Annotated in this window: 19 protein-coding genes and 2 tRNA genes; 7 read left to right on the top strand and 14 right to left on the bottom strand. The window is 63.4% G+C overall.

Annotated features, from left to right (window positions below):
- Window positions 1-75: 75 nt before the first annotated feature.
- From ABDB81_RS17565 to gltX, 3 genes are all read right to left on the bottom strand, one after another.
- Window positions 76-151: transfer RNA gene (locus tag ABDB81_RS17565), tRNA-Glu, on the bottom strand.
- 8 nt (window positions 152-159) lie between these two features.
- A tRNA-Ala gene (locus ABDB81_RS17560) sits at window positions 160-235 on the bottom strand.
- A gap of 219 nt (window positions 236-454) precedes the next feature.
- The gene (gene gltX / locus ABDB81_RS17555; protein ID WP_137926056.1) at window positions 455-1,852 is read right to left on the bottom strand and encodes a glutamate--tRNA ligase; all 1,398 of its coding nucleotides are present in this window, start codon (window positions 1,850-1,852) and stop codon (window positions 455-457) included.
- 196 nt (window positions 1,853-2,048) lie between these two features.
- Between gltX and ABDB81_RS17550 the strand changes: the two genes are divergently transcribed.
- On the top strand, window positions 2,049-2,987 hold the full coding sequence (locus ABDB81_RS17550; protein ID WP_346812441.1) for a patatin-like phospholipase family protein: 939 nt from the start codon (window positions 2,049-2,051) through the stop codon (window positions 2,985-2,987).
- Window positions 2,988-3,162: 175 nt separating this feature from the next.
- On the opposite strand, the gene ABDB81_RS17545 is transcribed toward ABDB81_RS17550, so the two are convergent.
- The 5 genes from ABDB81_RS17545 to ABDB81_RS17525 all read right to left on the bottom strand — a co-directional run bounded on the left by ABDB81_RS17545 (window position 3,163) and on the right by ABDB81_RS17525 (window position 9,915).
- Window positions 3,163-3,843 carry a C40 family peptidase gene (locus ABDB81_RS17545; RefSeq protein WP_137926058.1) on the bottom strand — a complete coding sequence of 227 codons (681 nt, stop codon included), beginning with the start codon at window positions 3,841-3,843 and terminating at the stop codon, window positions 3,163-3,165.
- Window positions 3,844-4,184: 341 nt separating this feature from the next.
- Complete coding sequence (locus ABDB81_RS17540) at window positions 4,185-5,840, bottom strand: ABC transporter ATP-binding protein (protein WP_137926059.1); 1,656 nt, start codon at window positions 5,838-5,840, stop codon at window positions 4,185-4,187.
- Window positions 5,837-6,970 (bottom strand): ABC transporter permease, encoded by a 1,134-nt coding sequence (locus tag ABDB81_RS17535; protein WP_137926060.1) that lies wholly within the window; start codon window positions 6,968-6,970, stop codon window positions 5,837-5,839. The genes ABDB81_RS17540 and ABDB81_RS17535 overlap by 4 nt, the downstream gene beginning before the upstream one ends.
- Complete coding sequence (gene yejB, locus ABDB81_RS17530) at window positions 6,967-8,016, bottom strand: microcin C ABC transporter permease YejB (protein ID WP_137926061.1); 1,050 nt, start codon at window positions 8,014-8,016, stop codon at window positions 6,967-6,969. Before yejB ends, ABDB81_RS17535 begins: the two co-directional genes overlap by 4 nt.
- Window positions 8,017-8,031: 15 nt before the next feature.
- Window positions 8,032-9,915 (bottom strand): extracellular solute-binding protein, encoded by a 1,884-nt coding sequence (locus ABDB81_RS17525; RefSeq protein ID WP_137926062.1) that lies wholly within the window; start codon window positions 9,913-9,915, stop codon window positions 8,032-8,034.
- A gap of 215 nt (window positions 9,916-10,130) precedes the next feature.
- On the opposite strand from ABDB81_RS17525, the gene fabI reads away from it, so the two are divergent.
- Window positions 10,131-10,913, top strand: a complete 783-nt coding sequence (fabI, locus tag ABDB81_RS17520) for an enoyl-ACP reductase FabI (RefSeq protein WP_137926063.1) — start codon at window positions 10,131-10,133, stop codon at window positions 10,911-10,913.
- A gap of 295 nt (window positions 10,914-11,208) precedes the next feature.
- Here fabI and ABDB81_RS17515 read toward each other — a convergent pair whose 3' ends face one another.
- Entirely contained in the window at window positions 11,209-12,117 is a 909-nt protein-coding gene (locus tag ABDB81_RS17515; RefSeq protein ID WP_346812432.1) for a LysR family transcriptional regulator, read from the bottom strand.
- 99 nt (window positions 12,118-12,216) lie between these two features.
- Here ABDB81_RS17515 and ABDB81_RS17510 point away from each other — a divergent pair, with 99 nt between their 5' ends.
- Window positions 12,217-14,190, top strand: coding sequence for an alkyl sulfatase dimerization domain-containing protein (locus ABDB81_RS17510; protein ID WP_346812429.1), 1,974 nt, complete (start codon window positions 12,217-12,219; stop codon window positions 14,188-14,190).
- A 24-nt stretch (window positions 14,191-14,214) separates the two neighbouring features.
- The gene (locus ABDB81_RS17505; protein ID WP_137926066.1) at window positions 14,215-15,873 is read left to right on the top strand and encodes a GMC family oxidoreductase N-terminal domain-containing protein; all 1,659 of its coding nucleotides are present in this window, start codon (window positions 14,215-14,217) and stop codon (window positions 15,871-15,873) included.
- Window positions 15,874-15,893: 20 nt separating this feature from the next.
- Here ABDB81_RS17505 and ABDB81_RS17500 read toward each other — a convergent pair whose 3' ends face one another.
- Window positions 15,894-16,565, bottom strand: a complete 672-nt coding sequence (locus ABDB81_RS17500) for a GntR family transcriptional regulator (protein WP_160472623.1) — start codon at window positions 16,563-16,565, stop codon at window positions 15,894-15,896.
- A gap of 141 nt (window positions 16,566-16,706) precedes the next feature.
- The gene (locus tag ABDB81_RS17495; protein ID WP_237380118.1) at window positions 16,707-17,735 is read right to left on the bottom strand and encodes a tripartite tricarboxylate transporter substrate-binding protein; all 1,029 of its coding nucleotides are present in this window, start codon (window positions 17,733-17,735) and stop codon (window positions 16,707-16,709) included.
- Between the two features lie 251 nt (window positions 17,736-17,986).
- Between ABDB81_RS17495 and ABDB81_RS17490 the strand changes: the two genes are divergently transcribed.
- The 3 genes from ABDB81_RS17490 to ABDB81_RS17480 are packed head-to-tail and all read left to right on the top strand — an operon-like array spanning window position 17,987 to window position 20,154.
- The gene (locus tag ABDB81_RS17490) at window positions 17,987-18,973 is read left to right on the top strand and encodes an NAD(P)-dependent oxidoreductase (protein ID WP_346812423.1); all 987 of its coding nucleotides are present in this window, start codon (window positions 17,987-17,989) and stop codon (window positions 18,971-18,973) included.
- A gap of 7 nt (window positions 18,974-18,980) precedes the next feature.
- Window positions 18,981-19,355 (top strand): RidA family protein, encoded by a 375-nt coding sequence (locus ABDB81_RS17485; protein WP_346812420.1) that lies wholly within the window; start codon window positions 18,981-18,983, stop codon window positions 19,353-19,355.
- Between the two features lie 16 nt (window positions 19,356-19,371).
- On the top strand, window positions 19,372-20,154 hold the full coding sequence (locus tag ABDB81_RS17480; RefSeq protein ID WP_137926070.1) for a class II aldolase/adducin family protein: 783 nt from the start codon (window positions 19,372-19,374) through the stop codon (window positions 20,152-20,154).
- A gap of 74 nt (window positions 20,155-20,228) precedes the next feature.
- On the opposite strand, the gene ABDB81_RS17475 is transcribed toward ABDB81_RS17480, so the two are convergent.
- The 3 genes from ABDB81_RS17475 to nfsB all read right to left on the bottom strand — a co-directional run bounded on the left by ABDB81_RS17475 (window position 20,229) and on the right by nfsB (window position 21,831).
- Entirely contained in the window at window positions 20,229-20,696 is a 468-nt protein-coding gene (locus tag ABDB81_RS17475; protein WP_137926071.1) for an OsmC family protein, read from the bottom strand.
- A 36-nt stretch (window positions 20,697-20,732) separates the two neighbouring features.
- Entirely contained in the window at window positions 20,733-20,945 is a 213-nt protein-coding gene (locus ABDB81_RS17470) for a hypothetical protein (protein WP_137926072.1), read from the bottom strand.
- Window positions 20,946-21,177: 232 nt separating this feature from the next.
- Window positions 21,178-21,831 carry an oxygen-insensitive NAD(P)H nitroreductase gene (nfsB, locus tag ABDB81_RS17465; RefSeq protein WP_346812415.1) on the bottom strand — a complete coding sequence of 218 codons (654 nt, stop codon included), beginning with the start codon at window positions 21,829-21,831 and terminating at the stop codon, window positions 21,178-21,180.
- Window positions 21,832-21,879: the final 48 nt, after the last annotated feature.

The following is a 21,879-nucleotide window of genomic DNA, read 5'->3' as shown; positions in this document are numbered from 1 at the left end:
TACCGCTCCGTTGTTGGTTGCTATCTGGAGCTTCGCTCCGGACAGCCAACTGGACGAGTGATTACGTCCAATGTTTGGCGTCCCCTAGGGGATTCGAACCCCTGTACTCACCGTGAAAGGGTGATGTCCTAGGCCTCTAGACGAAGGGGACAGAAACTTTGGTGGAGCTAAGCGGGATCGAACCGCTGACCTCTTGCATGCCATGCAAGCGCTCTCCCAGCTGAGCTATAGCCCCAATAGTTACTGCCTTGCTACTGCTTGCCGCCGACCGCTTTGTTACTTACTAACTGCGTTTCAGCGAAGCGGCGATTATAAATCAGTCACCGCATTTTGCAAGTCCCTTTTTCCTGTTTTTCAACCGGGCTGCTTGACTTGCGCCGTGCAGCAGGGAGAACGAGATTATGCTGAAGTCCCGGCCTGAGCGCAAGCCCCCGCCGAGACTTTTCCGCACTTTTTATCCAGCGGCCAGCCGGCGCAGCACCGTATCGCGACCGATCAGTTCCAGCACAGCATCAATGGCCGGGGTCTGCAACTGCCCCACCACCAGCAGACGCACAGGCATTGCAAGCTTGGGCATCTTGAGACCGAACTCCGCGAGTACGGCCTTGAACGTGGCGCTGATGGCCTCGCGCTTCCACTCGGTCAGCGCACCCAACTGCGTCGCCAGTGCCTGCACCGCGGGCCGGATCTCGTCTGCGAGGTGCTCGGCCTTAAGAGCGGCGTCGGGTTGGGGCTCGCCACGATAGAACAGCATCGCGGCCTGAGCCACCTCCTTGAGCGTATTGGCGCGGTCCTTGACCAGTGCGATCACACCGACCAGATCGGCGCCTTCCACCTTGCCACCCTCGGCCTCGATAAACGGGCGCGTCAGGTCCGCCAGACGCGCGTTGTCGCCCGTCTTGATGTAGTGGTTGTTCAACCAGGCGAGCTTTTCCGGGTTGTACTGCGCTGGCGACTTGCCGAGATGCTCCAGGTCGAACCACTCGACGAATTGCTCGCGCGAGAAAATCTCGGCATCGCCGTGTGCCCAGCCCAAGCGTGCCAGGTAGTTCAGCACGGCCTCGGGCAAAAACCCTTCATCACGGTAACCGGTCACCGGCATCGCGCCATGACGCTTGCTCATCTTCTCGCCCTGCTCGTTCAGCACCGTAGGCAGGTGGGCATAGACGGGCACCTCGCCGCCGAGCGCACGGATGATGTTGATCTGGCGCGGCGTGTTATTGACGTGGTCGTCGCCCCGGATCACGTGCGTGATCTTCATATCGAGGTCATCGACGACGACACAGAAGTTGTAGGTGGGCGTGCCATCCGGGCGCGCGATCACCAGGTCATCGAGTTCGTCGTTCGAAATCTCGATGCGGCCCTTCACGGCGTCGTCCCACACCACGCTGCCACCGATCGGGTTCTTGAAGCGGATCACGGGCTGCACGCCGGCGGGCGGCTCGGGCAGCGTCTTGCCTGGTTCCGGACGCCAGAAACCGTTGTAGCGCGGCTTCTCGCCCGCGGCACGCTGGGCTTCGCGCAGCGCGTCGAGTTCCTCGGTGCTCATGTAGCAACGGTAGGCCATGTCGCTGTCCACCATCTGCTGCACCACCGCGCGATAACGGTCCATGCGCTGCATCTGGTAGAACGGGCCTTCATCGATATCGAGGTCGAGCCAGGCCATGCCTTCCAGGATCACGTCAACCGCTTCCTCGGAGGAGCGCTCCACATCGGTGTCTTCGATGCGCAGGATGAAGTCGCCTTTCATGCGGCGGGCGAAAGCCCACGGATAGAGCGCGGAGCGGATATTGCCGAGGTGGATGAAGCCGGTCGGGCTCGGCGCAAAGCGGGTGCGGACGCGTTGTGTCATGGTCGGGGAGAAACAAAAAGGCCCGCGCACGGGTGCGCGCAGGCCGGATTTCGCTGGATGACGCATTATACGCCTCCCCTACCGCCATCCGCGCGCAGCGCACCCATCGGCCCTGGAATCATTTATCCTGCCACCGGTCTCAGACTCGTCGGCATCCGCAATGCCCGACGCGTCACTTCCCAGCCTCCCATTCCAGATGCAACGACGAAACTTCCTGGGCGCCTCGGCGACCTTGCTACTGGCGGCCTGCTCGTTCGGCCCCAAACCCGCACCGACGGTCCCGCCTATCGCAACAGTACCGCCCGTCGCCCCGCCGCGCCCGATTCGCATCGGCCTGGCACTGGGCGGCGGCGCCGCGCGCGGCTTTGCCCATATCGGTGTCATCAAGGCGCTGGAGGCCCAGGGCATCCATCCCGAGATCGTCACGGGCACGAGTGCCGGGTCCGTGGTCGCCGCCCTGTATGCCACGGGCATGAATGGCTTCGAACTCAACAAGCTGGCGCTGACGATGGACGAGGCGGCGATTGCCGACTGGGCGCTGCCGTTTGGCACCAAGTTCGGCGGCTGGCTCAAGGGAGAGGCGCTACAGAACTACGTCAACCGGCTGGTCAAGAATCGGCCGATCGAGTCGATGAAGTTGCCGCTGGGCATCGTGGCAACCAACCTCAAGACCGGCGAGCGCATCCTGTTCCGGCGCGGCAATACCGGGCAGGCCGTGCGCGCATCGAGCAGCGTCCCCGGTGTATTCCAGCCGGTTTCCATTGGTGGTCAGGACTATGTCGATGGCGGCCTGGTGGAGCCCGTGCCGGTAGATTCGGCCCGCGAGATGGGCGCTGACTTCGTTATCGCCGTCAACATCTCGGCCGATCCGTCGAGCCAGAAGAACAATGGTCAGAGCGGCGTGCTGCTGCAGACCACCGCCATCATGGGCAACTCGATCAACAAGATGTCTTTGGCACGCGCTGACGTGGTGATCCGCCCTGACCTGCCCGATATGGGTGGCAGCGACTTTGCATCGCGCAACCGGGCGATCCTTGCTGGCGAACAGGCCACGGCAGCAGTGCTGGCCACGCTGAAAGACAAGCTCGCACAGGCGCGCAACCGCCCCGTGGCGACAATCGGCGCCGCCCCCTGACTTCCTGGGACGTCTCGCGATTGTTGTCACCTCGACCACAACGCTGACAAAAAGCGTCAACCGAGCCGACAGCCAGTGTCACCCTCCTGACGGTAGCGGCGGGTAGCAGTTAGCGCGACAAACAAAAAGGACTGCCAAGGCAGTCCTTTTTGTTGGAACCAGATCGGGGATCCGGTCAGCCACCCACAAGCATCGAGCGGCCCTGGGCATTTGGATCGAAACGTTTGAGCGTCTCGATCATGCTGCCCGTGTTGTCCACCGAGCCACGTGCCGAATCGTCGATGCGGCGGGCGCCGTTGTAACGCGTCACCCAGTACGAGGCCCGCATGTCATCCACGCGGATCTTGCTGCCGGTGGACGGCGCATGCACGAACTTGTTGTCGCCAATATAGATGCCGACGTGCGAGAAGGTGTGGCGCATCGTGTTGAAGAACACGAGATCGCCCGGACGCAGTTCGTTGGCCACCACGGTGGTGCCCACCTGGCTCATTTCAACAGATCGGCGCGGCAACATGAAGCCGAAGGTGTCGTTGAACACGTAGCGGACGAAGCCGCTGCAATCCAGGCCCGATTCGGGGCTGTTGCCGCCGAAGCGGTAACGCACACCAATCAGGCCCAGCGCATTCACAACCAGGTCGCCAGCCTTGCTGGCAACGTTGCTGGTGGAATTCATGACCGACGACAACAAGCCACGCTTGTGTTCCGGATGATCGGCGGCCTGGTCGGCACGCGCTTCGATCCGGGAGTCGGGGTCCTTGAAGACCGTATCCGCCAGCACTCCATTCGACACAGTCGCGCCGCAGGCAATGGCAATTCCGATAGCGGCACGCGCCAGCGAATGAAGTACCGTTTGCATTGGCTCTCCTGATGATCGGACAAATCTGACCGGCTTGTCAGACATAGCCGGACAGCGTGAAAACATCAGGGCGGAACGTACGCAAGAAGTACGCCAACTGGACTGCACCAGCCGCGTGCAACTCCGGCCTTCCCCAAGGCCTGCATGCGGCGGACGAACCACCCCCGACAAAACTTATCGCAGGATACTAAAGTACCCACCTTGACGTGTCAAAGTTGGTTACAAATTCCCCGCAAAAGACTAGCAAATCAACGAACTAGCGCAAAAAAGTCATCTTGTTTCTCGGATTCGCTATAAAGAATCCATGTGACACGACCGTTAAACAAGACCCTGCGATCACATCATCCCGGTGCGCCAAGTTGTGCTGCAGCCATCAGCTTGCGCGTATACGGATGCTGCGGCGCACCAAGCACCGTATCCGTTTCACCGGATTCCACCACTTCACCGTTTTTCATCACGATGACTCGGTGCGCCATCGCACGAATCACGGCCAGGTCGTGGCTGATGAACAGATAGCTGAGGTTGTACTTGTGCTGGAGTTGAGAAAGCAGCGCCAGCACCTGCTGCTGGATCGATACGTCCAGTGCCGAAGTCGGCTCATCGAGCACCAGAACCTGCGGTTTCAGAATCAGCACACGTGCGATGGCGATGCGCTGGCGCTGGCCGCCCGAGAACTCATGCGGGTAGCGTCCCAGCGCCGTTCGGTCGAGACCGACTTCGCGCAACGCTTCGATCACACGTTCTCGCGTGGCTTCCGGCGACAGTCCCGGCTGATGCAGGGCCAGGCCCTCGCCCACGATCTGCTCGATCGTCATGCGCGGCGAGAGCGATCCGAACGGATCTTGAAAGACCACCTGCATGCGCGAACGCAACGCGCTGCGCTCCTTCGTGGAGCAGGCGTCGAAGCTGCGCCCCAGAAACTGGATCGCCCCGCCGCTCTTGCGCTGCAACGCCAGCACCGCATGGGCCAGCGTGGTCTTTCCCGAACCCGATTCGCCGACGATGCCCACAGTCTCGCCTTCACGCAGTTGCAGCGTGACGTCTTTGACCGCCGCAAAGGCTTCCTTGCCGAACCAGCCGGCAAATCCGGGCTTCTTCTTCTGGTAGTTGACACACAGCGCGTCGGTTTCCAGCAGCACGGGAGCGAGCGGCACGAGCGGCAAGACTTCGCGCTTCGGCCGGCTATCGATCAGCTTGCGTGTGTACGGATGGCGTGGATTGGCGAAGACCTCGGCGGTTTCGCCAGTTTCCACAAGCACGCCTTTCTCCATCACGCCCACGCGCTGGGCAAATGCCCGCACCATGTTGAGGTCATGGGTGATCAACATCACGGCCATGCCGAACTCCGCCTGCAGGCTGCGCAGCAGGTCGAGGATCTGGGCGCGGATGGTCACGTCGAGCGCGGTCGTCGGCTCATCGGCCAGCAGCAGCTTGGGGCGGCAGGCCAGCGCCATGGCGATCATCGCCCGCTGCCGCTGCCCGCCCGAAAGCTGGTGCGGAAAACTGTTGAAGCGATTCGCAGCGTCGCTGATACCTGTGCGCTCCAGCAACGCGATGGCCCGGGCACGCGCAGCACGCCGGTCCAGCCCCTCATGCAGCGCCAGCGTTTCCACGATCTGGTTGCCGATGGTATAGAGCGGGTTTAGCGCCGTCATCGGCTCCTGGAAGATCATCGCGATTTCCGACCCACGGATGCCGCGCATCTCGCGATCGGACACCTGGAGCAGGTCCTTGCCTTCGAAGCGGATCGCTCCGTGGTACTGCGCATCGCCAACCAGCCGCAGCATGGCCAGCGCGGTGACGGTCTTTCCCGAGCCCGATTCGCCAACCAGTGCATAGCGCTCGCCGGCGCGCAGATCGAAACTCACCTCGCGCACGGCGCGCGTGGCGTGCTCTCCCTCGCCGAACGTCACCGACAGGCGATCCACGCACATCAGTTGCGTACCGGGCGCCGGGGGCGCCACGGATTCATCGAACAGCGGCGTCACGGCACTCATGGCGTGGCCTCCGCAGCGGGACTGCCGGCCGGCACCTTGGGATCCACGCGACCCCGCAATTGCGCCAGGCCCAGGCGGGTGTCGAACGCATCGCGCAGGGCATCTCCCATGAAGGTCAGCAGCAGCAGCGTCACGACCAGCACTGCGAAGGTCGACAGCGAGATCCACCACGCATCGAGATTGGCCTTGCCCTGCGCCAGGAGTTCGCCCAGGCTCGGCGTGGTTGGCGGCACGCCCAGGCCGAGGAAGTCGAGACTGGTCAGCGCCAGGATGGCCGCGCTCATGCGGAACGGCAGGAACGTGATCACGGGCGTCAGGCTGTTGGGCAGGATATGGCGCCACATGATCTGTACGTTGGAGAGTCCCAGCGCGCGGGCCGCCTTGACGTAGTCCAGCGAGCGGTTGCGGTAGAACTCGGCACGCACGTAATCCGACAGGCCCATCCACCCGAACAGCGAAAGCAGGATGACCAGCAGCGCCAGGCTTGGTTCGAAAATCGAGGCGAAGATGATCAGCAGGTAGAGCTCCGGCATGGAGCTCCAGATCTCGATGGCACGCTGGGAAACCAGGTCGAAGCGGCCCCCGAAGAAACCCATCAAGGCGCCCGTGAGCGTGCCGACCAGCACGCCGATGACCGTCAATGCCAGCCCGAACAGTACCGAGACGCGGAAGCCATACAGCAGCCGGGCCAGCACGTCCCGGCCCCGGTCGTCGGTGCCGAGCCAGTTCTCTGCCGACGGGGGCGCCGGGTTCGGCTCCTTGGCGAAGTAGTTCAGCGAGTCGTAGGAATACCGGTTCGGCGGGAAGATCGCGAAGTTGCCGTTGCTCGTGATCCGGTCGCGGATGAACGGATCGAGGTAGTCGGCGGGCGTGGGAAAGTCACCGTCGAACGTGGTTTCGGAGTAGACCTTGACGATCGGAAAGTAGTACTCGCCCTTGTAGCGAACCATCAGCGGACGATCGCTCGACAGCAGTTCGGCGCCCATGCTCAGAACGAACAGGATCACGAATAGCACCAAACTCCAGTACCCCAGCCGGTTACGGCGAAACCGCTGCCAGGCGCGCTGGCGTGGCGAGAGCGAGTGCGGCAGGTTCGGGACACCTGCCGCGGCTTTGGCGCGGAATCTCATCGGTGCATCCCCTCGAAATGAATGCGGGGGTCCACCATCACGTAGCAGACATCGGAAATCAGGCGCGTCACCAGGCCGATCAGCGTGAACAGGTACAACGTGCCGAGTACCACCGGATAATCGCGGCGCAGCACGGCTTCATAGGAGAGCAGGCCCAGGCCATCGAGCGAGAACAGCGTCTCGATCAGCAGCGAACCCGTGAAAAAGGCGCCAATGAACGCCGCAGGAAATCCGGTGACCAGCGGAATCAGTGCATTGCGGAACACGTGCTTCCACAGTACGCGCCGTTCGGACAGGCCCTTGGCCCGTGCCGTCAGCACGTACTGCTTGCGGATTTCCTCGAGAAACGCGTTCTTGGTCAGCATCGTCACCACCGCGAAGCTGCCGACCACCGACGCCGTGATCGGCATGACCAGGTGCCACAGGTAGTCCATGACCTTGCCCATCAGCGAAAGCTGTTCCCAGTTGTCCGAGGTCAGGCCGCGCAACGGGAACCATTGCAGGAACGTGCCGCCACCGAACAGCACCAGCAGCAGCACACCCAGCACGAAGCCGGGAATCGCGTAGCCCACCAGCACGATCATCGTACTGATGACATCGAAGCGCGTGCCCGCCCGGATCGCTTTCGAGATGCCGAGCGGCACCGATATCAGGTAGGTCAGGAAAAAAGTCCACAGCCCCAGGCTGATGGATACCGGCATTTTCGACTTCACCAGTTCCCAGACGCTGCGGTGCTGGAAATAGCTCTGGCCCAGGTCGAACTGGGCAAAGCGCTTGAGCATCATGAAATAGCGTTCGAGCGGCGGCTTGTCGAAGCCGTAGAGCGCCTGGATTTCCTTGATCTTCTCGGGGTCCACGCCACGCCGGCCGCGGTATTCCGCCCCGCCGCCGCTGGCTTCCGCGGCGCCGCCACGGCCCTTCATCTCCATCATCATCTGCTCGACCGGACCGCCCGGCACGAACTGGATCACGATGAACGTCAGCGTGATGACCCCTACCAACGTGGGGATCATCAGCAGGATTCGCTTCAGCAGATAGGCAAGCATTGGCCTTCGGTGTCCTTACTGCGTCTTGGGCGCGAGGTCGCTGCGCCACCAGTTGGAGAGAATCCAGCCCTCCGCGGTGTAGAAATACGGCAGGCGCGTCGGGTAGGACAGCTCCTTGCGGTACGACACACGGTGGGACGCACTGTACCAGTTCGGCACGATGTAGTACCCATGCATCAGCACACGGTCGAGTGCCCGGCCCGCCACGATCAGGTCATCGCGCGATTCGGCGTGCAGCACGGCGTCCACCAGCTTGTCCACCGCCGGAGACTTGAGCCCGAACAGGTTGTCCGAACCCGGCGTGCCGGCCGCCTCGGCCGTAAAGCGGTCGCGCAGTTCGTTGCCCGGGCTTTGGGAGTCCGGAAAGCGAATCGACACCATGTCGAAATCGAAATCTTCCAGCCGCTTCTGGTACAGCGCAAAGTCCGTGGTGCGCTGGTGCACCTGGATGCCGAGCTTCTCCAGGTTCCGCACGTAGGCGGTGATCACGCGGCTCATCGCACCGCCATCGTCAAGGAATTCGAAGACGAGCGGTTCGCCCTTGGCGTTGCGCAGCGCGCCGTCGGCGTAGGTCCAGCCGGCCTGCGCCAGCAGGCGCCGCGCGTCGCGAAGGTTGTCACGCAACGAGCGCGGCGGATTGGTGGTGGGCTGCACCACATCCACGCCAAACACTTCCGGCGGCAGTTCGTGACGCAGTGGTTCCAGCAGCTTCAGCTCGCCAGGGCCCGGCTTGCCGTCGAACGTGATGCTCGCGGCCAGGTCACTGTTGGAGAACCAGCTGTCGAGCCGCCGATAAGCGCCGTAGAACAACTGGCGGTTCAGCCATTCGAAGTCGAGCGCGAGGATCAGCGCCCGGCGTACGTTCACGTCCTGGAAAATCGGCTTGCGCATATTCATGACGAAGCCCTGCATCCCGGCGCCGTTCCGGTGCGGAAACTCGGTCTTGATCAGGCTGCCGTCACGGAACCGCTTGCCGACATAGCTCTTGGCCCAGTTCTTGGAGCGATATTCGACGATCGCATCGAACTCGCCGGCCTTGAATGCCTCGAGCCGGGCGGTCTCGTCCTTGTAGAGCCGGTAGACCACGCGATTGAAGTTGAACGTGCCTTTGCGCACGGCCAGCTTTGCGCCCCAATAGGCCGGATTGCGCTGGAAAATGATGCCGCGCCCGGCGTCGAATCGCTCGATCCGGTAGGGGCCGCTGGCCACAGGCTCTTCGAACGTGACCTTCTCGAACGGTACCTTGGCCGTCCATTTCTTCGAGAAGATCGGCAATTGCCCCACGATCAGCGGCAACTCGGCATTCCGCTGCTTGAAGTCAAACCGTACGGAACGCTCGCCGGTTACCACCACGGCTTTCACGTCCGAGCACATGCTGCGGTAGCCCGGGCTGGCGGACTTGCTCATCAGCATGTCGTAGGAATACTTGACGTCGGCGGCCAGCACGGGATCGCCATTATTGAAGCGCGCCTCGGGACGGATCTGGAACGTGACCGAAAGCTGGTCTGGCGCCACCGTCACGTCGTTGGCCAGCAGGCCATAGGCGCTGGCCGATTCATCCGCGCTGCTGATCAGCAGCGTTTCGAACATCAGCGAGGTCAGGCCCGGCGCGGCCGTGCCCTTGAGTGTGAACGGGTTGAACTTGTCGAAACTGGTGCGGCGGTCCGGATTGGCAAGCGTCAGCGTGCCGCCCTGGGGCGCCGTCGGATTGACGTAGTCGAAATGCGAGAAATCGGCTTGATACTTGAGGTCGCCATGCAGCGCGAAGCCATGACCGGCATGAACCGATACGGGAAAACCCGTAGCCATGATCGAAAGCGCCAGACCCCACTGCATCGCCGCGCGTCGACGGAAGCACCGCCCTGCCGCCCAACGCGGCCAACGTGCATGAATCAGCATCCGGTTGCAGACCTCCACAGTGCCCGAGACAGCCCGACGGCTTGTGGCCGGGCGAAGTTGTGCGACAATTTTACATGCGTTCGGTTGGCGACCAGCCATCCGGACATTCCCTCTACGCGGCGCAACAAAATGCGGGCAATGATTCCCGCCGATGCACCAGGCCACGGCCCGGTGCACAAAACATGCCCGTCCACACAACCAATCATGGAGTTTCTATGGGATTTCTGGCAGGTAAGCGGATCCTGATCACGGGCTTGCTTTCCAACCGTTCGATTGCCTACGGCATCGCCTCGGCATGCAAGCGCGAAGGCGCCGAACTGGCCTTCACGTACGTGGGCGAACGGTTCAAGGACCGCATCACGGACTTCGCCAAGGAATTCGGTTCCGACATGATCTATGACTGCGACGTCGGCAGCGACGAGCAGATCGCCGCCACGTTCGCCGCATTGGGGCAACGCTGGGATAAATTCGACGGTTTGGTGCATTCGATCGGCTTCGCGCCGCGCGAAGCCATCGCCGGCGACTTCCTCGACGGCCTGTCGCGCGAAGGCTTCCGCATCGCCCATGACATCTCGGCCTACAGCTTCCCGGCCATGGCCAAGGCCGCCATGCCGCTGCTGAACGACAAGGCATCGCTGCTCACGCTGACGTACCTCGGCGCCGAGCGCGTGGTTCCCAACTACAACACGATGGGCCTGGCCAAGGCATCGCTGGAAGCCAGCGTCCGCTACCTGGCATCGGCCGTGGGTCCCAAGGGCATGCGCGCCAACGGCATCTCGGCCGGCCCGATCAAGACGCTGGCCGCCTCGGGCATCAAGGATTTCGGCAAGCTGCTGAAGCACTTCGAAGACGTGGCCCCGATGCGCCGTAACGTCACGATCGAGGAAGTCGGCAACGTGGCCGCCTTCCTGCTGTCGGACCTGGCCAGCGGCGTGACCGGCGAGATCACGTATGTCGATGGCGGCTACAACATCGTCGGTACGGCGGTGGAAGAGTAAGCGGTTTGGTAGTTTGTTTGCCGAATGAAGAAGCGCCCCGTTTGGGCGCTTCTTCATTTGGCAGGATGTGTATTCGACAAACTATTGGACTTGTCCCGGCGATCCAATTCATCCAATTCTGCGAACACGTCCTGAATTCCGGAAAACTGGCGCCGATTGATCTGCAGTTGTCCAAGGGCGAGAATCCTCAGCAATGAGGACGTTTGCCAGTCGCTGTCAGGGTCTAGCTCTGCGGGCACAATCGGCTCCGGTTAGTAGTTGACCCCGAATATAGATTGGGAACTCGTCAACCCGTTCACTGCGAAACACCATCCCCCGCCACCTCCAAAATCACCCCCACCGCCCTTTCCGCCGCTGGCGACAGCGTCCGCTGGGTCAGCCAAACGACAGCGAACTGCATCGGGATGTCACGGAGTTCGGCAATATCGAGCGGCACGAGGCGCCCTGCCTCCAGTTCTTCACGTACCGCCCGGGCGGGGGCCAGCAGCAGCGCGTCGGCGTCGCGCACAAGATGGGTCAGAGCGCGGAAGTCGTTGCTTTCCACCTGGAACGGGAGGTCTTCGCCGGGCTTGCAGCGCAGTAGCTTGCGCAGGCGTTCATGGGTTTCCGGCGGAAAGACGACGGAGACGAGCGCCGAGGCGCGTAACGTCGCAAGATCCACAGGCGCGCTGGCCAGCGGATGGCCGGCGCGGACGAAGACGCCGCCGGGGCCGGCTGGCAGGCGCACCACTTCCAGCTCGGCGGCGGTCGGGATCGTGCTGTGCTCGATCACGACGAAATCGACCTGCTCCGCGTAGAGCGCATCCAGCAACGCACGCGGGTGGCTGACCTCGGTGGCGATACGCAGTTTCGGCCATTGCCGATGCAGGGCACCGAGCAGTTCGGGCAGCAGGATGGCGGCCGGGAAGGCGCCCAGGCCGATCTGTACGCTGCCGATCTCGTGCTGGCGCACCAAAGCAAGGTCACGGGCCAGGCAGCCCGATTCAAACAGGATGCGCCGCGCGCGTTCGGTCACCATACGCCCCACGGTAGTCAGCGTGACGCCGCGCGCGCCTCGGTCGAGCAGCACGGCGCCAGCCTCCTCCTCCAGTGCCTGGATGCTGCGGGTGAGCGCCGGCTGGCTCAGATGCACGCGCCGTGCCGCAGCCGCGAGTGAGCCTTCCTCGGCCACCGCCACCAGATGTTCGAGCCTCTTCAGATTCACGTATGCACTCCATGCATCACTGCAATACAAACTTTGCAATTGAATTATAGGTGTGACACGCTTCCAATAGACGCTTCGTCCAATCCGAGACTGATTTCCATGCGCTTCGCTCGCCCCGCCCTGCTGGTTACCGCCTTGCTTACCGCGATGAGTGTCTCCGCCGCGCCCAAGCCGGCCACTCCCCTGACCGCACAGTCGAATGCCGAATGGCTGCGCAAGCTGCCGTTCTCGGACCGGGCCGACTATGAAGATGCGAAGCGCGGGCTGGTGGCGCGCTTTCCCGAACGCACGATCAAGGCCGCAGATGGCAGCGTCGCATGGGATTTCGACGCCTATGCCTTCGAGTCCGCCGCCGATGCACCAGACACGGTCAATCCCAGCCTCTGGCGACTGGCACAACTGAACAATGAAGCGGGCCTGTTCAAAGTCACCGATCGCGTTTATCAGATCCGTGGCAACGACCTGGCCAACATGAACATCATCGAAGGCGACACGGGACTGATCGTCATCGACACGCTGCTGACCGCCGAGACGGCCCGCGCCGCGCTTGATCTCTACTATGCGCACCGCCCGCGCAAGCCCATCGTCGCGGTGATCTACACCCACAGCCACGCCGATCACTTCGGCGGCGTACGGGGCATCGTCAGCGATGCCGATGTCAAATCAGGCAAGGTCGCCATCCTCGCCCCGCACGGCTTCATGGACGAAGCAGTCAGCGAGAACGTGCTGGCCGGCACTGCCATGAGTCGTCGCGCGCAGTACATGTATGGCACCAACCTGCCGAAGAGCGCAACGGGCCAGGTGGATACCGGACTGGGGAAGGCCCTGGCACGCGGCACGATGACGCTGATCGCGCCCACTTCGTTGATCGAGAAACCGATCGAGACGCGCCGCATCGACGGCGTGGACATCGAGTTTCAGCTGACACCGGGCACCGAGGCGCCGGCAGAGATGAACATCTACCTGCCGCAGTTCCGCACCCTGTGCATCGCCGAGAACGCCGTGCGCACCCAGCACAACCTGCTGACGCTGCGTGGCGCACAGGTGCGCGACGCCAAGGGCTGGTCGTACTTCCTGGCGCAGTCGCTGCTGCGCTACGGCGACCGCACCGATGTGCTGATCGGCCAGCACCATTGGCCAACCTGGGGCCGTGCAAATATCGTCGAGTTGCTGTCCGACCAGCGCGACATGTACGCGTATCTGAACGATCAGACATTGCGGTTGATGAATCTCGGCTACTCGCCCCTTGAGATCGCGGATCAACTGAAGACCCTGCCGCAGCCGCTCGCCAGCAAGTGGTATGCGCGGGACTACTACGGCTCGGTGAGCCACAACGTCCGCGCCGTGTACCAGCGCTACCTGGGCTTCTACGATGGCAACCCGGCGCACCTGAACCCGCTGCCGCCCGAATCCGCCGCGAAGAAGACCATCGAGTGGATGGGCGGTGCCGATGCCGTGCTGGGCAAGCTGCGCGATGCCTTCGCGCGCGGCGAGTACCGCTGGGTGGCGCAGATCGGCAACGAACTTGTGTTTGCCGATCCATCGAACGAGGCCGCGCGCGCGCTGCAGGCCGATGCGCTCGAACAGCTCGGCTACCAGAGCGAGAACGCCACGTGGCGCAACATCTATCTGAGCGGCGCGCAGGAACTGCGCGACGGCGTGCGCAAGTCCACGCAAGGTGCCACAAGTTCGTCCGATCTGGTGCGCGCACTGACGGTGCAGAACTTCTTCGATTTCCTCGCCGTCCGGCTCAATGCGGACAAGGCCGCCGGCAAGACGATGACGCTGAACTGGCAATTCACGGATCTGGGCCAGCGCTATGCGATGACGCTGCGCAACAGCGCCCTGACCTATGTGTCCGAAGCCCAGCACACGCAGCCTACCGCCACGGTCACGCTCACCAAGGTCACGCTCGATCAGATCAGCCTGAAGCAACTGACGCTGCCGCAGGCCATCCAGTCGGGCGCAATCCGGATCGACGGCAACCCGCAGGCCGTGGCAGGCTTGTTCGGCATGCTCGACACGTTCGACAGCAGCTTCAACCTGGTGACGCCGCACGGCTATCAGAAATAAGAACAGCGGGAGGAGACAGAACTCATGCGCGAGACAACGTTCGACTACATCGTCATCGGCGCCGGTTCGGCGGGCTGCGCGCTGGCGGGCCGGTTGGCTGACCAACCCGGCCAGACCGTGGCCTTGCTCGAAACCGGGCCGCACGATCATCATCCCAGTGTCTGGACGCCGCTGGCCATTGCCCGCACCGTTCCCAATGCCGGACCGCGCAACTATGGCCTGCGCACCGTGCCGCAGGCGGGACTCAACGGCCGGCCTTCGTACCAGCCGCGCGGGCGCGGGCTGGGCGGTAGTTCCTCGATCAACGCGATGCTCTACGTGCGTGGGCATCGCAGCGACTACGACCGCTGGGCCGAACTGGGGGCGGAAGGCTGGGGCTATGACGCAGTGCTGCCCTACTTCCGCCGCAGCGAATGCAACCAGCGCAACGCGGGGCGCGACGATGCCTGGCACGGCGGCAGCGGACCGCTGCACGTGAGCGACTTGCGCACGCCGAATCCATTTTCGCGCCGCTTCGTGCAGGCTGCCGCGCAGGCCGGGCTGCCGCTCAACAACGATTTCAATGGCGCCGAACAGGAAGGCGTGGGGCTGTATCAGGCCACGCAATACAACGGCGAGCGATGGAATGCGGCGCGCGCCTATCTGCATCGTGGCAATCGTGCCGACGCCGGCTACAACGCGGGGCGCGCGAATCTCGACGTGATGGTGGATACCCAGGCGCTGCGCATCGTGTTCGAGGGCAAGCGCGCGGTGGGCGTGGAGATCGTGCGTGACGGCCTGCGGCAGACGCTGCGGGCGCGGCGCGAGGTCATCGTGAGCGCCGGTGCGTTCCATTCGCCGCAGTTGCTGATGGCCTCGGGCATCGGGCCGGGAGATCACCTACGCAGCCTCGGCATCGACGTGGTGCACGACCTGCCCGGCGTGGGCGAGAACCTGCAGGACCACCTCGATGTGATCATCGGAAAACCCGTGGCGTCGTGGCACCTGTACGGCTATTCGCTGCGCGGCGTGGCGCGCATGGCGGGAGAGGTGATGCGCTACCGCTGGCGCCGCACGGGCATGCTGGCCTCGCCGGTGGCAGAGGCTGGCGCGTTCGTCAAGACGCGTCCGGAGCTTGCCGCGCCCGACCTGCAGCTTCACTTCGCGCCAGCGCTGCTCGGCAATTCGGAAGTCTTCCGTAACGGCAAGGGCAATGGCCGGCCGGGTCACGGCTACTCGTGCCATGCCTGCGTGCTGCGCCCCGAGAGCCGGGGCACGGTGCGGCTGCAATCGGCGGACATGCGCGAGACCCCGCTGATCGATCCGCGATTCCTCTCCGCGCCATCGGACCTCGACGGCATGGTGGCGGGCGTGAAGCTGATGCGGCGCATCTTTGCGCAGGCCGCGCTGGGGGATCGATCAGGCGCCGATCCGCTTGACGCAGTGCTCGGCCCCGGAGAAGGCGACGACCAGGCGATTCGCGATTTCGTGCGCGGGAATGCCGACACGATCTATCACCCGGTGGGCACCTGCAAGATGGGGGTCGATGCGATGGCAGTGGTCGATCCGCAACTACGCGTGCACGGCGTGGCGGGACTGCGTGTGGTGGATGCATCGGTGATGCCCACGCTGATCGGCGGCAACACCAATGCGCCGACCATCATGATCGCGGAGCGGGCTGCCGACCTGCTGCGGCAGGGGTAAGCGTCAGCCGCCCGGCCAGATCAGCCCATGTAGATCTGTGCCAGCCCTTCCTTGAGCGCAGCGGAGATTTCGTCATAGCGCCGGCTGATATGGCGCGTGAGGATCGGGATGCAGCGCTCGGGGTCGCGAGCCTTGAGACCGAGCAGGATGTCGCGGTGGTCGTTCTGGCTCACGCGCCGGTCGCAGCGTTCCATGTCGATCCAACGCACGAAGCGGATGCGAGCGTTGATATTCTTGAGCACCCGGAGCATCTCCTGGTTGCCTGACATCGCCATCAGCCCCTCGTGGAAGGTCTCGTCGAGCCTGACGAGTTCTTCCACGCTGCGATCCCCCGGCTCCGGGCCGGTGCTTTCAAGGAAGGCCAGCAGCGCATCGATTTCCTCGTCCTTTGCACGCTCGATGGCCAGCCGGAGCGCCTCGGTCTCCACGATCTTGCGCATCTCGTAGAGCGAGAACACTTCCTGCGCGTCGAGGTCGCGGCAGAAGAACCCCTTGCCGGGCGAGAACCGCAGCAGTCCTTCCATGGTCAGGCGGGTCAGCGCCTCGCGCAGCGGCGTGCGGCTGACGCCCAGGGCACTGGCCAGCACGCCTTCGTTAAGGCGCTCGCCGGGCTTGAACTCATAGCCCACGCTCATCAGCTTGAGCTTGTCATACACCTGCTCGACGATGCTGTCGGTTGCCGCGGTTGCCACGTTATCGATTCCTGTATCTGGTTTTCCAGCGCTCCGGCGCCCGTCGGGCGGCCGGAGAAAGGCTGGAATATACCTGAATCCCGCCCCTGCATCCGCAGCTGTGCACCGGCCTGAATACAAATCGTGCCGGTGCAACAACCATTAATCGATATGGGCGCCGGAATCCTTGACGATGCGGGCCCACGATTTCATATCGGCCACCTGCACGCGCTTGAAATTGACGGGGCCGCCGTCCGCAATCGGCTGGATTGCCTGGCTGACCAGCCATTGCCGGAAACTGTCCTCATTGATGATCCGCAACACCGACTTGGACATGCGGCTCTGGATATCGGCAGGCAGTTTGGCCGGCCCCAGCAGCCCGTACCACGTGGTGCTCTCGAAGCCCGGCAGGTTGCAGGCTTCCGCCACAGTCGGCACATTCGGCAGCACGCTGACGCGCTGGGCCGACGTCACCGCCAGCGCCCGGACCTTGCCCGACTGGATCGCGCCCAGGCTGGGCGAACTCTGGTTGAAGAAGAAATCGACCTCGCCCGAAAGCAATGCCGTCATCGCCGGCCCCTGCCCCTTGTACGGAATGTGCATGTAGCTGGTCTTGGAGGCTGTGGCGAACTGGGTGCCGGCCAGATGGCCCGAAGCGCCGTTGCCGGTAGACGCGTAGTTCAGCTTGCCCGGCTCCTTGCGCGCCGCATTCAGCAGATCCTGGCAGGTCTTGATCTCGGGATGCTTTTCCGGATTCACCAGCAGGATATTGGGCAGCGTTCCCAATAATGCAATTCGCGAAAAATCATTCACCACATCGAATTGCAACTTCGAATATAGGGCTGGATTAATGGCGTGCGTGCCGGCCGTTCCCAACAGGAAGGTATAACCATCCGGCTTTGCCTGCGCGACCAGGCTGGAGGCGATATTCCCTCCGGCACCCGGTCGATTATCCGAAATCACCGGCACGTTGTACTCCCGGGTCAGTTCGGCACCCAGCTTGCGCGCGTAGATGTCTGTGGCGGCACCGCCAGGGAAGCCGCTGACGATGGCGATGGTGCTCTGCGGCCACGCAGCGGTGTCTTGCGCGGAGGCAGCGGCAGACCCGAGCATCAGTGGCAAGCCGAGCGGAAAAATGAGCGGGAAAGCAAGCAGGGAGGCGGGAATCGAGGCAAGTCGGTGCAACGTCATGGTAACGCTCCAAGGCAGGTGGTGGGGGGCACGGTGGAGACCGGGGCAATCGCTCCGGCCCTGCACTCCGTCCTGTATACAGACTTTAATTATTGATCTGTATTCTGTAAAGCGTTATGCTGCGCTTCACCGTTGCACCGAGAATGAATCCCTGTTCTGGGTCATCGGCACCGAATCAGCGCAAAAATCGCACACCCCGGGTACACCCGGATATCGCCGCCCTGCCAACCATTCATTGCCGAGCAGAAACAATGACTTTCACCCTTTCCGCCGTCGCTTCCCGCACTGTTTCCGAAAATCCCTCGACCGATACTGGTGCATGGCGCGCCGTATTCGTCGACGCCAATCCCACACTGTCGGAAGTGTCTTCACGCCTGCACCGGGCCGATGATCTGCCGCTGACCATCAACCGCCAGCCCAACATCACCCCCGCCGAGCTGCCCGCAGCGCTGGCCGGCGCGCCCATCGCCATCGTCGATCACACGCACCTGCCCACCGACATTGCCCGGCAGTGCGAGGGACTGAAGCACGTGGTGTTCCTGGGCACCGGCCCGCGCAGCTACATGAACCCCGAGGAGCTCGCGGACATCGGCATCACCGTGCATACGATCAAGGGCTATGGCGACACGGCCGTGGCCGAGTGCGCGTTCGGGCTGATGTGGGCAGCGGCGCGAAATTTCGGGCGCATGGATCGCGAGATGCGCGCCGGCAACTGGTTGCGCTCGGACGCCCTGCAACTGACGGGCAAGACGCTGGGTCTGGTGGGCTTCGGGGGTATCGCGCAGGAACTGGCGCGGCTGGCGCGCGGCATCGGCATGCGTGTCATCGCATGGAACCGCACGCCGAAGACCCACGACGGCGTGGAGTTTGTCGAGCTGGATTCCCTGCTGGCGCAGAGCGATGTGGTCTCGCTGCACCTGCTGCTGACGGACGAAACGCGTGGCCTGATCACCGCGGAGCGGATCGCGTCGATGCGCGATGGCGCCATCCTCGTCAACACGGCGCGCGGTGCGCTGGTGGATGAGGCCGCCATGATCGCGGCGCTGGAGAGCGGCAAGCTCGCCCATGCCGGGCTCGACGTCTTCACGGTGGAACCGATGCCCGCCGGCCACGTGCTGACCACCCTGCCCAATGTCACGCTGTCCGCCCATTCGGCATTCCGGACGCCCGAAGCCAACAACAACCTGATCGGCGCCGCGCTGGACCACTGCCGCCGCATCGTCAAGACGCAAGCCTGAGGCCGCCATGACCCGTACTTCCGCATCGACCGCACCCATCACTCGCCTGGACCAGAACCATCGCCGCAGCCGCGCCGTGATCGCCAACGGCATGGTCTTCCTGGCCGGTCAGGTAGCCGACGACAAGACTGGCGACATCGCCGTGCAGGCGCGCCAGGCGCTGGCCAAGGTGGACGCCCTGCTGGCCGAGGCAGGTACGGCCAAACGCCACGCACTGACTGCGCAGATCTGGCTGGCCGACATGGCCGATTTCGACGGATTCAATGCGGTCTGGGACGCCTGGGTGGCTCCTGGCGAAACGCCCACACGCTGCTGCGGCAAGGTGGAACTGGCCGACCCCGCCTACCGCGTCGAGATCGTCATCACTGCCCTGCTGGCATAACGAAGGGACCCAAATCATGATTTCCACGACCGATCCGCATCGCAACCGCAAGCCGCTCAATATCGGCGACGAGGAATGGGCGGTACGCGTGCAGTTGGCCGCCGCGTACCGGCTGGCCGCCAAGTTCAAGTTGACGGACCTGATCTACACGCACATCTCGGTGCGCGTGCCGGGCACGACCGACCAGTTCCTGATCAACCCCCACGGCTGGTTCTTCGACGAGATCACGGCCTCGGCCCTGGTCAAGATCGACACGGAAGGCCGGCCCATCGGCGACAACCGCTTCGAGGTCAACGCCGCGGGCTTCACGATCCATAGCGCCCTGCACCAGAGCCGTCACGATGTGGAGTGCGTGGTACACCTGCACACCGATGCGGGCATGGCCGTTGCCGCGCTGGAATGCGGACTGCTGCCGCTGAACCAGATCAGCATGCAGTTCTACAACCGCGTGAACTATCACGATTACGAGGGGATTTCACTGGATCTCGACGAGCGCTCGCGCATCGTGGCGTCGATGCGCGATGCCAACTACCTGATCCTGCGCAACCATGGCCTGCTGACCACGGGACGCTCGGTAGCCGAGGCGTTCACGCGCATGTTCTACCTGAACCGTGCCTGCGAGATCCAGGTGCAGACGCTGTCCATGGGCCAGAAGGTCACGATCCCTTCACCCGAAGTCTGCGAGCACGCGGCAAAGCAGCACGATGACTACGCCTATCTCGACACGGTCCACCTGGACCGCGAATGGACAGCGTTGCTGCGGCTGCTGGACCGGGATGGCGGCGACTATCGCTGCTGATCCGGCGTGGCGACGGCAAGGGCGGCCCCGGCACGATGCACGTGTCGGGGCCGCCCTGCGGCAGGCTACGAACGTCAGGCCGTCTCGATGGTCGGCTCGCAGTCGACCGGGAAGTTGAACGAATTGGCGATGTAGCACTTGTCGTGCGCATCATGATGCAGGCGCGTCGCCAGTGCCACGTCGTCGCCTGCACGGATCACCACGCGCGGGTGGAGCACGATGCCGGTGAACGCGCCGCGTTCGCCTTCGCGCATGGTGCCGTGCGCCTCGTCCTCGTAGGACAGCACGACGATGCCGGCTTCCGCGCAGAGATGCAGATACCAGAGCTTGTGGCAGGCCGATGCGGAGGCCACCAGCAGGTCTTCTGGATTCCAGCGCGCTGGATCGCCAAGGAAAGCGGGATCGGACGAACCGTCGATCGGCGGCTTGGCACCGGCCCGGATCACATAGTCACGACGATAGCTGCGGTACGAAGACGTGCCCGAGCCGGTGTTACCGGTCCACTGCACGTTGACACGGTAGTGATGTTCGCGGTTTGCCACGATGGTTTCCTGGTCTGCCTGGGTGGGAGACCGCCATCATAGCCGGGCGAGAATGCCTCCGGACATCGCATCGATGGCGCGCGACGCCACGTCCTGAACCATATTGCCAGGCAGCACATCGCCGAGCGGCGTGGCAAGCATCAGGGCGCCGGTCAAGGCACCGCCGATGGTGCCGGCAATCGCGCCGGTCAGCAGATAGCGGCGGCTGGTTTCCAGGAATGTGGACTTGGTCGTTGCGCAGAGACTCATGCCTGCTCCTCACGAGGAATCGATGGACGTTTCAGTCGGGCTTGAAACCGCCCGAAGACGGCCCCGACAACAGGGAAACATCGTATCCGCCGCGCCGCTTCCTGACTGCTGTACATGAGGAAGAGCCACCCCAACCGCCTGCGTATCCACCCCTATCCTTTCGGATAGGGTGGGCTTACCAAGAGGCGTGCCCCGCACAAGTTCTGTGCGGGAAGCGTCTTTGGCTGGCGCCTCAGATATGCGTGAAGACCGCTTCCTTCGGCAGGCGCGATTTCGGCAGTCCGGCGTTGAAGTCCTTCTCGCTGCGATAGCCCAGCGAGACCAGCACCACGCTGGTGAGGCCGCGTTCGCGCAGCTTCAGCGACTCGTCGAGCGCGGCAGCATCGAAGCCTTCCATCGGCGTGGCATCGATACCGAGCATGCCCGCGCCCAGCAGCAACCCGCCCAGTGCGAGGTAGACCTGCTTCTCCATCCACTGCGGTACGTCGCGCAGTGCGTAGCGGTGCAGGTCCACATAGCCGCGGCGGCTCTTGTCCTGGCCGGCACGCGCGGCGTCGTCCTTGAAGCGGCCATCGATCGCCTCCTGTGCCAGTACCGCATTCAGGTGCGCTTCATCGAGATCGGCGCGCATGCACAACGCAATCACGTGCGAGGCATCGGTGACCTTCGGATGGTTGTAGGCAAAGCCACCCGTCGTGGCCTTCGCGATCTGCTCGCGGCCTTCCGGCGTCGATGCCACCACGAAATGCCACGGCTGCGAGTTGACCGAGGACGGGCTGAAATGCAGCCAGTTCAGCAGTTTGTCCACCTGCTCCTGCGGCAGGCTGCGGCCACCTTCGTAAGCCTTGACGGTATGGCGGGAAAGTACGGCGTCGTTGAAGTCCATGGATCGTCCTGTCTGGATGGAAACTAAAAAAGCGGGAGATTACCGGAT

The sequence above is a fragment of the Cupriavidus sp. DL-D2 genome, from assembly GCF_039710735.1.
GTDB lineage: Bacteria > Pseudomonadota > Gammaproteobacteria > Burkholderiales > Burkholderiaceae > Cupriavidus.
The sequence above is the reverse complement of the archived record's forward strand: the minus strand, read 5'-3'. Positions and strand labels throughout refer to the sequence as shown.

What these genes read in the sequence shown, in the direction of transcription:
- ABDB81_RS17510 (WP_346812429.1), top strand. Translation starts at nt 12,217, where the DNA reads ATGCGCTTCGCTCGCCCCGCCCTGCTGGTTACCGCCTTGCTTACCGCG.
- ABDB81_RS17505 (WP_137926066.1), top strand. Translation starts at nt 14,215, where the DNA reads ATGCGCGAGACAACGTTCGACTACATCGTCATCGGCGCCGGTTCGGCG.
- ABDB81_RS17485 (WP_346812420.1), top strand. Translation starts at nt 18,981, where the DNA reads ATGACCCGTACTTCCGCATCGACCGCACCCATCACTCGCCTGGACCAG.
- ABDB81_RS17470 (WP_137926072.1), bottom strand. Translation starts at nt 20,945, where the DNA reads ATGAGTCTCTGCGCAACGACCAAGTCCACATTCCTGGAAACCAGCCGC.
- yejB (WP_137926061.1), bottom strand. Translation starts at nt 8,016, where the DNA reads ATGCTTGCCTATCTGCTGAAGCGAATCCTGCTGATGATCCCCACGTTG.
- ABDB81_RS17550 (WP_346812441.1), top strand. Translation starts at nt 2,049, where the DNA reads ATGCAACGACGAAACTTCCTGGGCGCCTCGGCGACCTTGCTACTGGCG.
- ABDB81_RS17480 (WP_137926070.1), top strand. Translation starts at nt 19,372, where the DNA reads ATGATTTCCACGACCGATCCGCATCGCAACCGCAAGCCGCTCAATATC.
- ABDB81_RS17495 (WP_237380118.1), bottom strand. Translation starts at nt 17,735, where the DNA reads ATGACGTTGCACCGACTTGCCTCGATTCCCGCCTCCCTGCTTGCTTTC.
- fabI (WP_137926063.1), top strand. Translation starts at nt 10,131, where the DNA reads ATGGGATTTCTGGCAGGTAAGCGGATCCTGATCACGGGCTTGCTTTCC.
- ABDB81_RS17535 (WP_137926060.1), bottom strand. Translation starts at nt 6,970, where the DNA reads ATGAGATTCCGCGCCAAAGCCGCGGCAGGTGTCCCGAACCTGCCGCAC.
- ABDB81_RS17490 (WP_346812423.1), top strand. Translation starts at nt 17,987, where the DNA reads ATGACTTTCACCCTTTCCGCCGTCGCTTCCCGCACTGTTTCCGAAAAT.
- nfsB (WP_346812415.1), bottom strand. Translation starts at nt 21,831, where the DNA reads ATGGACTTCAACGACGCCGTACTTTCCCGCCATACCGTCAAGGCTTAC.
- gltX (WP_137926056.1), bottom strand. Translation starts at nt 1,852, where the DNA reads ATGACACAACGCGTCCGCACCCGCTTTGCGCCGAGCCCGACCGGCTTC.
- ABDB81_RS17540 (WP_137926059.1), bottom strand. Translation starts at nt 5,840, where the DNA reads ATGAGTGCCGTGACGCCGCTGTTCGATGAATCCGTGGCGCCCCCGGCG.
- ABDB81_RS17545 (WP_137926058.1), bottom strand. Translation starts at nt 3,843, where the DNA reads ATGCAAACGGTACTTCATTCGCTGGCGCGTGCCGCTATCGGAATTGCC.
- ABDB81_RS17525 (WP_137926062.1), bottom strand. Translation starts at nt 9,915, where the DNA reads ATGCTGATTCATGCACGTTGGCCGCGTTGGGCGGCAGGGCGGTGCTTC.